Genomic DNA, 13,026 nt, shown 5'->3' on the forward strand with positions numbered 1-13,026 from the left:
ATACTTTTGAAAATAACAGACGTGCAACAATGGTTGCTTGACCTCTGCTCTTGGGAGCAGCTAAAGAGTTGGTTCCTTTACAATAAGGAATATCCTCTACTCTTCAATAGTAGTCTTTTCTTAGGACTATTCCTTGTTTTCTATTTAATATACATACTCACTAAAAAGCACACATATTTCCGCACATTATATGTAGTGCTATTTTCTCTTTTCTTCTATTATAAAGCAGGAGGTGAGTACTTTATTCTATTATTAGCTTCCTCAGCGGTGAATTATATCATCGCTGTTCTTATGCACAGAAATTCGGAAAATAAGCATGTCAGTTATTTTTTCTTAGCACTAAGTGTGGTGGCGAATTTGGCTATGTTGGGCTACTTCAAGTATACCAATTTCCTCATTGAGAACTTCAACCAACTCTTTAACGGCAATCTCAAGTTCCAGAATATAGCCTTGCCCATCGGTATTTCTTTCTATACCTTTCAAACCATGAGCTATACCATAGATGTATACCGAAAAGAAATCGCTCCAGCTAAGAACTTTTTGGATTTCACCTTTTTTGTGACTTTCTTTCCTCAGTTAGTTGCGGGGCCTATTGTAAGGGCTAAGGATTTTATCCCTCAAATATATAAAAAAGTAACACTAACCAAGGAGGAAACCTCCTATGCCCTCTTCCTTATCATAGGAGGGCTCTTGAAAAAGGCTGTGATTTCGGATTATATATCTATCAATTTTGTAGATCGTGTATTCGATGCCCCCAATAGCTATACTCCCTTTGAAAATCTGATGGCCACTTATGGGTATTCACTGCAAATCTATTGTGATTTCTCTGGATACTCAGATATTGCCATAGGCTTAGCCCTACTGATGGGCTTCACCCTTCCGATTAACTTCCGAACTCCCTACCAATCCCAAAATATCACAGAGTTTTGGCATCGCTGGCATATTTCGCTCTCCACTTGGCTCAAGGACTATTTGTACATTCCCTTAGGAGGGAACCGCAAGGGCTCTTTCTTGGGTTACCTATTCCCTACCCTATTCTTTGCGGCTACCATCTGGTGGGCGTATGGGGTGAGCAAACAAAGCCTGATTCCCTTATTGGCAGTCTTCGGCGTGATTGTTCTCTTTGAAGTCTCTATTCTACTATCTCCCAACAAAGGGAAATCTCTTAGAAGTCATTTCAATCAACTAACTACCATGTTATTGGGAGGCCTTTGGCATGGAGCAAATATACGTTTTATCATCTGGGGAGCTCTCCATGGATTGGCTTTGGCTTTCCATAAGTCCTTCCGTGAGATATTTCCTGAAAAAAATCCAGAAAAGAAAACGTTTGGAAAATGGCTTTTCTCGTTAGTATCAATACTTATCACTTTCCATTTTGTAGCCTTCTGTTGGATATTCTTCCGAGCTAAAGACTTATCCTCAGCTATGGAGGTCATCACCAATATCTCGAAAATCACCTATGATCCACACCAATGGTGGGTCATCATTGAGGGATATAGAAATATCTGTTTACTACTTGTCATAGGTTTCCTCTGGCATTTCCTTCCTCAGAAGTGGAGCAATGGTCTCTGTAACTTGTTTCAAAGAATGCCTCTATTGTTCAAGTCTGTAGTATTAGCTTTTGTATTTTGGCTTATCTATGCCACTGCCTCCGCAGGTCCACAACCTTTTATCTATTTCCAATTCTAACTCGATGATCATCAATGGTTAATGATCTCATACGCTGTCGTGCGCTTGCAGTTCTTCCTACCATGAAAGCTGTTCAAAAAATTCTGTTTTTAGGGGGCGAATTGCAATTCGCCCCTGCAGCACCACGCTGGCAACAGTAATAAAGACTAACAACTGATTATATGAAAAAACTCTTTTCCAAAGCAAAGGGCTTGACTATAGTTATATTATTCTTATTACTTAGTTGCAAGACAATAAAAGAAGAAAATACTGAAATGTTTAAAGATTTTCTCCAACAAGAGAAAATCAATTATAAAAATATCATATATTCTTCTTACTATAAGGATTTTTTCTGTAAAATAGCCCATAAAACCCATTATAAAGATTCTACTTTTTTAAAATATAATAGAATATATATACAAGAAGAACCATATCCCATGCTTTCTTTGTATATATTTCATCCTTCAGGAAAGGTCTTTCGCTCTTATATGAAGCTTGACAACGAAAAACTATCTAAACCTAATGACGAGGGTATTTGTTATACCAAAACAGCAATAAAAATACACTTAGAAGGTGGAGGTTTTTTCCTCTTAGAGGATAATAAGCTCATTTTCCAAGATCATTTCTTTAACTTAGGAGGCAATTTACCTTTTGGGAGAACACATAATGCAGCTATTCACACAGATGTTATTTTTGGGAATATAGAAAATGACACTATTACCTCTTACAAAATGTATAGAGCTAAAAAATTATCCTTTAGTAAAAAAATCTTCGAGCCTGCTGTAAAAAGAGTACGGAAAATATACTTAGAAAAAGATTTGCATCCAGCACTAAAAGAGGACTGTACTAACAAGGAAGTATATTACCTTATTCCTGAGGGCTCAAAAATAGAACTATTCGGATATAAAAAACGATAATGGATGATTGCCTTTCCTACTATTAGAAACTAAATCCTAACCTTTACCTCTATTTTTTGAACAATACAAAATACTGATAATCAATAGAAAAAGAAAAAAATGAAAAAAATTTTAATTTTTTTGTTGAAAACTCTTGCAGATTAAAAAAAAAGTTGTACCTTTGCACTCGCAATTGAGAAACATAATACCACTCAATGGTCCGTTCGTCTAGGGGTTAGGACGCAAGGTTTTCATCCTTGTAACAGGGGTTCGATTCCCCTACGGACTACTACTTAAAATTATGTTTTAGAATTGCGCGGTCCGTTCGTCTAGGGGTTAGGACGCAAGGTTTTCATCCTTGTAACAGGGGTTCGATTCCCCTACGGACTACATATTTTTTAGTAATTTTAGTAAGTACCACTTTAATTGAGATAAGAAAATGGCAAACCATAAGTCAGCAATCAAAAGAATTAGAAGAAACGAGGCAGCTCGCCTTAGAAATCGTTACCAACATAAAACTACTCGTAATGCTATCAAGCGTTTACGCACTACTACTGATGCTTCCGTAGCTAAAGAACTTTTACCTAATGTAGTTTCTATGATTGATAAGTTAGCAAAAAGAAATATTATCCATAAAAATAAAGCGGGTAATCTAAAAAGCAATCTAATGAAACACGTTAATTCATTAGTAGCTTAAAAAAATCATTTGCTCATAGTGAAATATTTAAAATTACTATTAATAAAGACTATTTTGATAACAAAATAGTCTTTATTTTTTATCTACTACTTCTATCTATAGACGAATAGCATCACATATGCACAATAAATTGCGTCTCTACAAGTAACTTATACCAAATCAGGATAGGGCTTGACCAACGATAAGATAGAGATATGAGTTTATTGCATATTAGAAAATTAGCGAATAATATTAACTATTGATTCGTACTATTACTCACATACCCTGTTGTGAGCACTCACTAACTTTATCTGTTACCTATATAATATTCATTGATAGCCTCTTGAGAGGATTTTCCCTCTTTTTTAGAGCGATATACATTGTCTTGTGCTTGATTTATAACACGTGCTTTCACCTTATCCTCCCAAGCCAAATGGAAAGTATCCCATAACTGTTGTTGTATATCCTCCTGATAAATAGGACAAGAAACCTCCACCCTATTATTAAGATTGCGAGACATCCAATCTGCTGAAGAAATATAATAAATAGGAGCTCCTCCATTCCCAAAAATATACAAGCGAGAATGCTCTAAGAAGCGATCCACTATACTGATAACCTCTATATGTTCACTTATACCCTTAAGACCAGGAACCAAAGAACACACTCCTCGAACGATCATCTGTATTTTGACTCCTGCTTGACTGGCCTGATAGAGCTTCTCTATCATAGTTTTACTCGTAAGACCATTCATTTTAAGTTTTAGAAAAGCTTCTTTCCCCTGCTGAGCCAAAGCTATTTCCCTATCTATAAGTGAAAGAAAAGTATTTTTGGTATAGTGAGGAGAAACTAATAAATGATTGTACTGGAATATCTGAAATGGGGTATCAAAGAAAGCAAATACCCGATCCACATCTTCCAATATCTCCTTATGAGCGGTAAAAAGAGTATAGTCGGTATATATCTTAGCTGAATCTTCATTGAAATTGCCTGTACTAATAAAGCCATAACGGCGTATTCCTTCTGCTTCCTCTCGCTCTATCACTCCTATTTTGCTATGTACCTTAAGCCCTCGTATTCCAAAGATAATTCTAACTCCTTCTCGCTGTAAGAGTTCTGCATAGTGAATATTGGCAGTCTCATCAAAACGAGCTTGGAGCTCTATCTGTACTGTTACTTTCTTACCATTCTTAACAGCATTGATCAGTGAGTTAATCACTTGAGACTGTTTGGCCAAGCGATAAATAGTAATTTTGATTGTCTTTACCTTAGGATCTAAAGCAGCTTCTCTTAAGAAGCGAATCAAGTACGAAAAACTATGATAGGGAGTATATTGCAGATAATCTCTTTGAGCGATTTGTGCAAAGAGACTTTCCTCTACCCTAAGTTTCCTAATGGGTGAGGGATAGAAAGGTGGATAGAGCAACCCTTGATTATCACAAGCGGGAAAACTCATATAATCACGTCGGTTGTGATAACGCCCTCCCGCAATGATACTATCAGTAGCTTGTATACACATTTTCTCTTTTAGAAAATGAAGCATCTGCTCGTCTATAAGTTTGTCATAGATAAAGCGTACAGGCTCAGCCTGTTTGCGCCCTTCTACACTATGGGAGATTTTCTCTATAAAGCTCTTATTCAGGTCTGTATCCAAGTCTAGTTCGGCATTACGAGTGATCTTGATCATATAGGCTGAAATCTCCTCACAAGGGAAGATGTAGAAATGTGTAGTCAAACAAAAGCGAATAATATCATCCAAGAGAATAATATAGTTATTGCCATTCACCTTGGGCAATACCACAAAGCGGTCTAAGGTCTTAGGTAGTTCTATCAGAGCATATTGTATCTTTGTTTTCTCTTTTTCCTCTGTTTTGAGCAACATCCTTACAGCCAAGTAGGCCACATCGTCCTTAAGAGTAGGCAAAGCCGCCACTTCATCTAAGATAATGGTAAAAAGAGCAGGACTGATGGTATTGATAAAATATTCCTTCACATACTCCACATGCTGGGGTAGAAGTTCTTTTTCATTGATAATATAAATCTTTTCCTTCTTTAGTTCTTCTTTTATACATTCGAGTATAGCGAGGCTCTTTTGCTGTAGTAGTACTACTTGCTCATTGATCTGTTCTAAGAACAATTGTGCCTTACTGGCGGCTTCCTTATCTTTGATCAACTTGAAATCTCGCTTGACTATAGCATAGCGTATACGGAAAAACTCATCCAAGTTGTTGGAGAAAATCCCCACAAAGCGTAGCCTCTCTACCAGTGGATTTCGGGCATCACTGGCTTCTTGTAATACACGTTCGTTGAAGGAGAGCCAGCTAAGCTCTCTGCTTACTAAGGGAATTTCTGTGATTGAGTTCATGGTTATATCTTTATAATTGTTTATCTAGTAAGGCTATGATGGAGGCTGCTTGCTCGTAATCATTATCTATATCAGCCTGTGTATAAGGAGCATAACGAGCCATTTCACAGTTGGAAAGTAGCTGCAAGAATCTGGCTATTGTACTGCTCTCTACTTGTTTTTCCTCAAGTAACTCTCGCACCTTATCTTTGGACAATTCACTGGTCTCTATATGAAGTTTTGCCTTGAGATAGGTGTGTAATCCTCTTTCCATGGATTCGTAGAAAAGTTCCTTATTATGGATATTTTTCTTAGCTGCTGATAGGTATTTCTTAGCCAATCGGTTTGTTCTACGGCTTCTATTCTCAGCAGTATCATCATTTCTTTTTTGATAGAAGTACCTAAGGAGAAGTACTATAGGAATCAGAACTATCGGTAAAAGCCATAATAGGTAGAATAAGCCTGACCCAAAGAATACTGCTCGATTGATCGGAGCAAGTTTTGCTTCTGTTTTAAGAGGGGCGAATTGGCCTTTCTCTTGTGCAACCTCAGAGGTATTTTCTGGGGAAGTGGCATTATATTCTTCTCCATTGGGTACTTCTATGGTGAAAGGATCTAAGGTAAGAGTCTCATACTTCTGTGTCTCTGGATCGAAAAAGGTAAAACTCAATGGAGCAATAGGGAATTTTCCTTTGTATTGGGGTACTATGGTATAGGTATGGGTGATATCTCCACTGACTCCCGTAGCACTGTGGTTTAGATGCTCTTCTTCCTTAGGAGTATATACCTCTAAGGCTGGTGGGAAAGTCAGTTTAGGCATATCAAAGAGTTTGAAGTTCCCTTTTCCTGAGATAATTACCTCTCCTTGAGCTGTTTCTCCAGCATTGACTGTACGAGTAGGGAAATTCAACGATAGGGAGAACTTACCGACAGCTCCAGAAAAGTTGGCCGGCTTACCTTCCTCTGGTAAGGGGGATACTTTTATCTTCAACGCATTGGATTGCAGTCTTCTGCTACGAGTTACATAAGAGCGGTTTCCAAAGAAATCCACCTGATTGGAGGGCAATTGCAATACGAAAGAGGTAGAAAGAGGAGAAATCTCTTGTTCTCCTGACTGTTGAGGGTATAGCAATACTTGCTTGAGGGTAATACAACGAAAGGGCTTCCCATTGTGCACTACCTCAGTCACTTGTAGTTTATCCAATAGCTGTTGGCTCCAGAAGTTGGCATAGCGTGGATCTTCTATACTTTCAAACCCTGCAATGCCAAAACGAGCTGATAAGTACATCTTATAGGTAATAGTAACAGGCTGATTGACAAATACATGATTACTTGACACTTCTGCTGTGATAAAGAGGTCTTCCTTGGTAGGTTCTATAATTTCCATAGATTGTACCTCTTCTGTTCCAAAAGGATCAAAGCCAAAGGGGAAGTTGCCAAAAGGGCTATTATTACCAAAAGGACTGGTCGGAGGAGTCGTTTGTGCACTTCGAGGATTGGCCACAGGATCGGTCACCTCTATAGTGAGGGGTTTGGTCTTATACTCTTTACCTTCTATAATGACTGATGCTGCCCCTATGGTGAGTTTTCCTTTCTTTTTGGGTTGTAGCATGTAGGTATAGGTCTTGGAAAAACTGCGTACACCATTGATCCAAGAATTAGATACAGATTGGGTAGGTCCTGAATATTCAAAATTCTCAAACGAAGGTGGGGTGAAATTGTCTCCTTCTCTATTCATGATAAAATCGACCCTCAAGCGCTCATTTTCCCCTAAAGACTTACGTGAGGGTTCTGCCCTGAAGGATACTTCTTGTGCAGAAAGCAGGGTAGTGAATGAAAAAAATAATATTTGAAATAAAAAACTACGCATAAACTACTTTTGTAGGAACCAATATAAGTATTTACCAATCTTTCGTATTTGATTTCTTTGCCTTCCCTTTCACTTTATTCGCATTGAGCTTCTCTTGAGTTTTTTTCTCTTCATTATTGATGGCATTGAGAATACGATTCATCTGTTCGGCAGAAAGTTCTTTTCTCTCTCCCTCCTCTGGGGTATTGCTTTCTCTGTTATCTTGGTTATTATTCTCTTGTTTATCCCTTTCAGGACTTCCTTGATTTTTGTTATTCTTATTGTCCTTATTATCTTTGTTTTGATTATCTTTATTATCTTTATTGTCTTTGTTATCCTTGTTTTGATTGTCCTTATTATCCTTATTGTCTTTGTTATCCTTGTTTTGATTGTCCTTATTATCCTTATTGTCTTTATTTTGATTATCTTTATTATCTTTGTTATCTTTATTTTGTTGATTGTTTTGATTATTTTGATTGTTTTTGTTCTCTTGTTGTTGTTTTTTGAGTTTTTCTTTAGCTATAGCCAAGTTATAGCGTGTCTGTTCATCGGTAGGATTGTTTCTAAGAGCTTCTTTGTAGAATTGTACGGCCTCTTCATATTTTTTGTTTTGCATAGCCAAATTGCCTAAGTTATGAAATGCCTTATGCTTGTCCTCCTTAGACGCTTCTTTATTGACTGATGCTTCTTGATAATAATGAGTAGCCTCATTATAAGCCTCTTGAGAGTAGAGTACATCACCCATATTGTATTGAGCTACTGCATTTTCTTTGTTTTTGGATATAGCTTTTCTATAATCCATTTCTGAATCCAATAGCTTATGTGCTTTTTCCGCCTGATACCCTTGGTAGGCAAAGGCTTGTGACTGCCGCTGTGCCTTCTCCCTCTTGGCTAGTTCTGCTTTAGAGAACTCTTTTTCAGCCTTTTGCGAAAAAGCTATTATAGGGAAAAGTATCATTAATAGTTGTATTTTTTTCATAGAAATAAGTACTTACTTTCTGACCACAAAATTACAACATTAATTCTTATAAAAATTCTTTTTTGTCTTTATTTTAAGAATTTCTATAAATATCTACTATACATATTACTAAAATGCTCTTTCCTTTTCACTCAAAAGTTCTTCCTCCTACTGACACATTTCTTGCAGTTCTTTTGGAAGAAAATGAGAAAAAGTTCTCTTATCATGCAAATTAAGAAGAAAAAGAATAATATTTGTAGTCAATAGGAAATGGTTTACAAAAAGTTGGTATGAATCGGTGTAGGGGCAAAGTCCACAAGCTGGTGGAGTGGAGTATGTGAGCAATTCGCCCCTACACTTTTCACTATAGATAAATTCCTTCCAAATCCAAGAGAAAAGTATACTCTCTTGCTATTTCCCGAAGTGCTTCATAGCGCCCCGAAGCACCACTATGTCCTGAACTCATATCGGTATAAAAGAGCAAGATATGGTTATCTGTCTTGAGTTCTCTAAGCTTGGCAACCCACTTGGCCGGTTCCCAATATTGTACTTGAGAATCGTGATAACCTGTGAGCACCAGCAGATGTGGATAGGCTTTACGCTGTACATTATCATAGGGAGAATAGGCCTTCATATAATCATAATAAGCCTTGTCATTAGGGTTGCCCCATTCATCATATTCGCCTGTGGTAAGGGGAATAGAATCGTCCAACATGGTAGTGAGTACATCCACAAAGGGGACATTGGCTACCACTCCATGAAAAAGCTCGGGAGCTTGGTTGATTACCGCTCCCATAAGCAATCCTCCTGCAGATCCTCCCATAGCGTATAGATGCTGGGCACTGGTATATTTCTCGCCTATCAGGTGTCGAGCGCAGGCGATAAAGTCAGTAAAGGTATTTTGCTTCTGCATGAGCTTCCCTGCTTCATACCAGGGACGACCTAAGTACTCTCCGCCTCGTATATGCGCAATAGCAAATACAAATCCTCTATCAAGCAAGCTCAAGCGTGTAGTCGAAAAAGAGGGATCTATAGTGATGCCATAAGAACCATAGCCATAAAGCAATAGAGGGTGACTGCCATCTAAAGTTAGCCCTTTACGATAGACCAATGAAATAGGTACCTTAACTCCATCAGGAGCTGTTGCCCAGATACGCTCCGAGTGGTAATTCTCCTTGGAAAACTTACCTCCCAGCACCTCCTGCTCCTTTCTGACCTGCTGCTCTGAAGTAAGCATGTTATAATCTATTATAGAGTAAGGAGTTGTCATAGAATTATAGATATAGCGCAGCCAATGGGTATCAAAATCCAAATTGAGCCCTGTAGAAGCCGTATAGGTCTCGTTGTCAAAAGGCAAATACATATCCTTGGTGCCATCCCAGCGGATGATTCTTAACTGAGAAAGCCCTTGAGAACGCTCGGTAACTACCAAATATTCTTTAAAGATATCCACTTCCTCCAAGCGAGTATCCTCTCTATGGGGGAGTACTTCACTCCAGTGTTCAAGTTCGGTATGAGTGATAGGAGTCTTGTCCAACTTGAAATTAGTCGCTCCATCAGCATTGTTCAGCACATAGAAATATTCTCCATAATGGGCAATATCATACTCCAATCCCCTTTGGCGAGGTTGAAATATCTTGAAGGTGCCTTCAGGTGTGGAGGCATCCAAGAAGCGGCTTTCGGTAGAAAGAGTACTATCAGACTCAATGATAAGGTATTGCTCTGATTTTGACTTGAAGATGCCAGTATTAAAGGTCTCATCTTTTTCATGAAAGACCAATACATCCTTAGGGGAAGTCTGCCCTACTTGATGACGATATACCTTATGCGAACGCAGAGTCTGAGGATCTATTTTGGTATAGAAAAGGGTCTTGCTATCATTTGCCCAGCAGCTCCCTCCATCGGTGTTTTTTATCTCGGTAGGAAGAATCTCCCCTGTTTTCAAGTTCTTGATAAAAAGAGAATACATTCGTCTGCCACGGGTATCCACAGAAAAAGATGCCCACTGATTATCAGGACTTATGGAATATTCGGCAAACTGATAAAACTTGTGTCCTTCCGCCATCTGATTGACATCAAAGAGCACTTCTTCTCTTGCTCCTTCTTCATCCCTTTGGCGCAGGTAAATAGGGTATTCCTTCCCTTGTTCAAAACGAGAATAGTACCAATAACCATTGTACTTGTAGGGTACCGACTGGTCATCTTCTTTGATACGCCCCTTCATCTCCTGAAAAAGAGCCTCTTCTAAAGCTTGAGTATGCTGGGTCTGCTGCTTAAAATAAGCATTTTCTGCCTCAAGATATGCCAATACCTCAGGGCTATCTCGCTCATTGAGCCAGAAATAGTTATCTATACGTTTGTCGGAATGTGTCTCCAATATCGTCTGTCGCTTAGGAGCCTTTGGGGGTGTTATATTCATCGTTTTCTTAACTTGCTTTGTTTTTTGTTATAGTATCATACTCAAGGAAATACGCTTGCGGGCAGTATCCACTTCAGTGACTTTTACTTGCACTTGCTCATGGAGCTTGACCACCTCACTTACCTCTGACACATAGCCATCTTTGAGCTGAGAGATGTGTACCAAACCACTTTCCTTGATACCTATATCCACAAAACAGCCAAAGGCAGTAATGTTATTGACAATTCCTGGTAGTATCATACCCACTCTCACATCGTCAAATGTTTTTACATTTGGGTCAAATTCGAATACTTTAGCAGCTTTTCTCGGATCAAGACCTGGTTTTTCCAATTCCTTGAGCACATCCTTGAGATAAAGTTCTCCCACTTCTTCATTTTTGTACTTTTTTATATCAATAGCTGAGATAGCTTGCTTATTACCTATAAGCTTTTCTACTGAGATTCCCAAATCTTTGGCCATTTGCTTGATGATAGGATAGGCTTCGGGGTGTACTGCCGAGTTGTCCAACGGATTTTCACTATTGTGCACCCTTAGAAAGGCTACTGCCTGTTGGTAGACCTTATCGCCTAAGCGAGGTACCTTCTTGAGGTCTTCTCTTCTGCGGAAAGCTCCATTGGCCGAACGATAGGCAACAATATTCTCTGCCATTTTCTCCCCTATGCCCGATACGTAACTAAGCAGGGAGCCACTGGCGGTGTTGAGGTTTACCCCTACCTTATTCACACAGCGAATCACTGTAGCATCAAGTTCTTGTTTGAGTAGAGTTTGGTTTACATCGTGTTGGTACTGGCCTACTCCTATACTCTTAGGTTCTATTTTAACCAGCTCTGCCAAGGGGTCGGACAATCTACGACCAATGGAGACGGCGCCACGCACCGTTACGTCGTATGTAGGGAATTCCTCTCGAGCTATCTTTGAGGCTGAGTACACCGATGCTCCAGCTTCGCTGACTACAAAGACCTGTAGAGGATGAGGGAAAGAAATCTCTTTGATAAAGCGTTCTGTCTCTCTCGAAGCGGTACCATTACCTATACTAATAGCCTCTATGCGATACTGCTCGACCATTGTACGAATTTTCTTCATTGCCATAGCAGTCTCGTGCTGAGGAGCGTGTGGAAAAATGGTTTCATTGTGTAATAAATCTCCTTTTTCATCCAAACAAACTACCTTGCATCCGGTACGAAATCCTGGATCTATCGCCAATATACGCTTTTCTCCTAAGGGAGAAGAGAGTAATAGCTGAGAAAGATTATCTGAAAAGACTTCTATGGCCTTGGCATCTGCCTTGTCCTTAACTTCTTGGAGAGTTTCATTGGAAATAGAGGGCTCTAAAAGACGCTTATAGCTATCCTTGATAGCCTTTTTTAGAAAGTCAGCGGTCTGACCGTTGCCTTTGATAATAGTTTCTTCTATAAAAGGAAGTGTATCCTCTGTTTCTACTTGTACTTTAAGGCGAACAAATCCTTCTTTTTCAGCACGTAGCATAGCCAATACACGATGGGAAGGCACCTTGGATAGGGGCTCACTCCAATCAAAGTACTGAGCATATTTTTGAGCTTCTTCGTCATTTTCTTTACCTTTGGCTACTTCTGTACAGAGCTGAGCTTTGCGTTGGAAAACCCTTCTGAGAGTACGGCGCACATACATATTTTCATTGATCCACTCGGCTATGATATCCGATGCTCCTTGTAGAGCATCCTCGACTGTAGCGACGTTGTCTGAAAGATAACGCAAGGCAAGTTGTTCTATGTCAGCCACTCTCTGACTCATGAGCTGCTTGGCTAAGGGTTCTAAACCATTTTCCTTAGCTACATCGCCTTTAGTTTTGCGCTTTTTCTTATAGGGAAGGTATAAATCCTCCAATTCTGTCAGCTCATAGGAAGCTTCTATACGCTTGCGGAGTTCCTCGGTAAGCTTTCCTTGTTCCTCTACACTGGAAAGGATGGTCTCCTTACGCTTGCAGATATTTTCGTAATCGGCTTGTGCTTTAGCTATTTTCTCAATGGCAACCTCATCCAGATTGCCTGTTCTATCCTTGCGATAGCGTGCTATAAAGGGAATCGTGCAGCCTTCCGAAAGCAAAGTCAGTGTATTCTCAATGGCTTTTTCAGTGGTGGACACTTGAGCCTTAATGAATTGGATATTTGTCATAAATAAAAGAATAAGGTACAAAGGTAATAAAAAAGAAAAAAGGAGCAAACAAATACTCCTTTTTCTTG

At 39.1% G+C, this 13,026-nt stretch carries 8 protein-coding genes and 2 tRNA genes; 5 read left to right on the plus strand and 5 right to left on the minus strand.

The window, feature by feature from the left end; translation table 11 throughout:
- Positions 1–6 precede the first annotated feature (6 nt).
- From CGC50_RS01435 to rpsT, 5 genes are all read left to right on the plus strand, one after another.
- Complete coding sequence (locus CGC50_RS01435) at positions 7–1,689, plus strand: MBOAT family O-acyltransferase (protein WP_095909392.1); 1,683 nt, start codon at positions 7–9, stop codon at positions 1,687–1,689.
- Positions 1,690–1,850: 161 nt separating this feature from the next.
- Positions 1,851–2,585, plus strand: coding sequence for a hypothetical protein (locus tag CGC50_RS01440; protein ID WP_095909393.1), 735 nt, complete (start codon positions 1,851–1,853; stop codon positions 2,583–2,585).
- 196 nt (positions 2,586–2,781) lie between these two features.
- Positions 2,782–2,853 (plus strand) — tRNA-Glu (locus CGC50_RS01445).
- Between the two features lie 29 nt (positions 2,854–2,882).
- Positions 2,883–2,954 (plus strand) — tRNA-Glu (locus tag CGC50_RS01450).
- Between the two features lie 49 nt (positions 2,955–3,003).
- Positions 3,004–3,261, plus strand: coding sequence for a 30S ribosomal protein S20 (gene rpsT, locus CGC50_RS01455; RefSeq protein ID WP_002668130.1), 258 nt, complete (start codon positions 3,004–3,006; stop codon positions 3,259–3,261).
- Between the two features lie 286 nt (positions 3,262–3,547).
- Here rpsT and ppk1 read toward each other — a convergent pair whose 3' ends face one another.
- The 5 genes from ppk1 to CGC50_RS01480 all read right to left on the minus strand — a co-directional run bounded on the left by ppk1 (position 3,548) and on the right by CGC50_RS01480 (position 12,958).
- On the minus strand, positions 3,548–5,602 hold the full coding sequence (gene ppk1, locus CGC50_RS01460) for a polyphosphate kinase 1 (protein WP_095909394.1): 2,055 nt from the start codon (positions 5,600–5,602) through the stop codon (positions 3,548–3,550).
- Positions 5,603–5,612: 10 nt separating this feature from the next.
- Positions 5,613–7,451: a BatD family protein gene (locus CGC50_RS01465; RefSeq protein WP_095909395.1), complete on the minus strand. Its 1,839-nt coding sequence runs from the start codon at positions 7,449–7,451 to the stop codon at positions 5,613–5,615.
- 31 nt (positions 7,452–7,482) lie between these two features.
- On the minus strand, positions 7,483–8,409 hold the full coding sequence (locus CGC50_RS01470) for a tetratricopeptide repeat protein (RefSeq protein WP_198541622.1): 927 nt from the start codon (positions 8,407–8,409) through the stop codon (positions 7,483–7,485).
- Positions 8,410–8,752: 343 nt separating this feature from the next.
- Positions 8,753–10,807: a S9 family peptidase gene (locus CGC50_RS01475; RefSeq protein ID WP_198541623.1), complete on the minus strand. Its 2,055-nt coding sequence runs from the start codon at positions 10,805–10,807 to the stop codon at positions 8,753–8,755.
- Between the two features lie 27 nt (positions 10,808–10,834).
- Positions 10,835–12,958, minus strand: a complete 2,124-nt coding sequence (locus CGC50_RS01480; protein ID WP_095909396.1) for a Tex family protein — start codon at positions 12,956–12,958, stop codon at positions 10,835–10,837.
- Positions 12,959–13,026 lie beyond the last annotated feature (68 nt).

It is taken from the genome of Capnocytophaga gingivalis, from assembly GCF_002302415.1.
Classification (GTDB): domain Bacteria; phylum Bacteroidota; class Bacteroidia; order Flavobacteriales; family Flavobacteriaceae; genus Capnocytophaga; species Capnocytophaga gingivalis.

Bases quoted from the DNA above. Each gene is read 5' to 3' on its own strand.
- rpsT (WP_002668130.1), top strand. From the start codon at position 3,004: ATGGCAAACCATAAGTCAGCAATCAAAAGAATTAGAAGAAACGAGGCA.
- CGC50_RS01480 (WP_095909396.1), bottom strand. From the start codon at position 12,958: ATGACAAATATCCAATTCATTAAGGCTCAAGTGTCCACCACTGAAAAA.
- CGC50_RS01465 (WP_095909395.1), bottom strand. From the start codon at position 7,451: ATGCGTAGTTTTTTATTTCAAATATTATTTTTTTCATTCACTACCCTG.
- ppk1 (WP_095909394.1), bottom strand. From the start codon at position 5,602: ATGAACTCAATCACAGAAATTCCCTTAGTAAGCAGAGAGCTTAGCTGG.
- CGC50_RS01470 (WP_198541622.1), bottom strand. From the start codon at position 8,409: ATGAAAAAAATACAACTATTAATGATACTTTTCCCTATAATAGCTTTT.
- CGC50_RS01475 (WP_198541623.1), bottom strand. From the start codon at position 10,807: ATGAATATAACACCCCCAAAGGCTCCTAAGCGACAGACGATATTGGAG.
- CGC50_RS01440 (WP_095909393.1), top strand. From the start codon at position 1,851: ATGAAAAAACTCTTTTCCAAAGCAAAGGGCTTGACTATAGTTATATTA.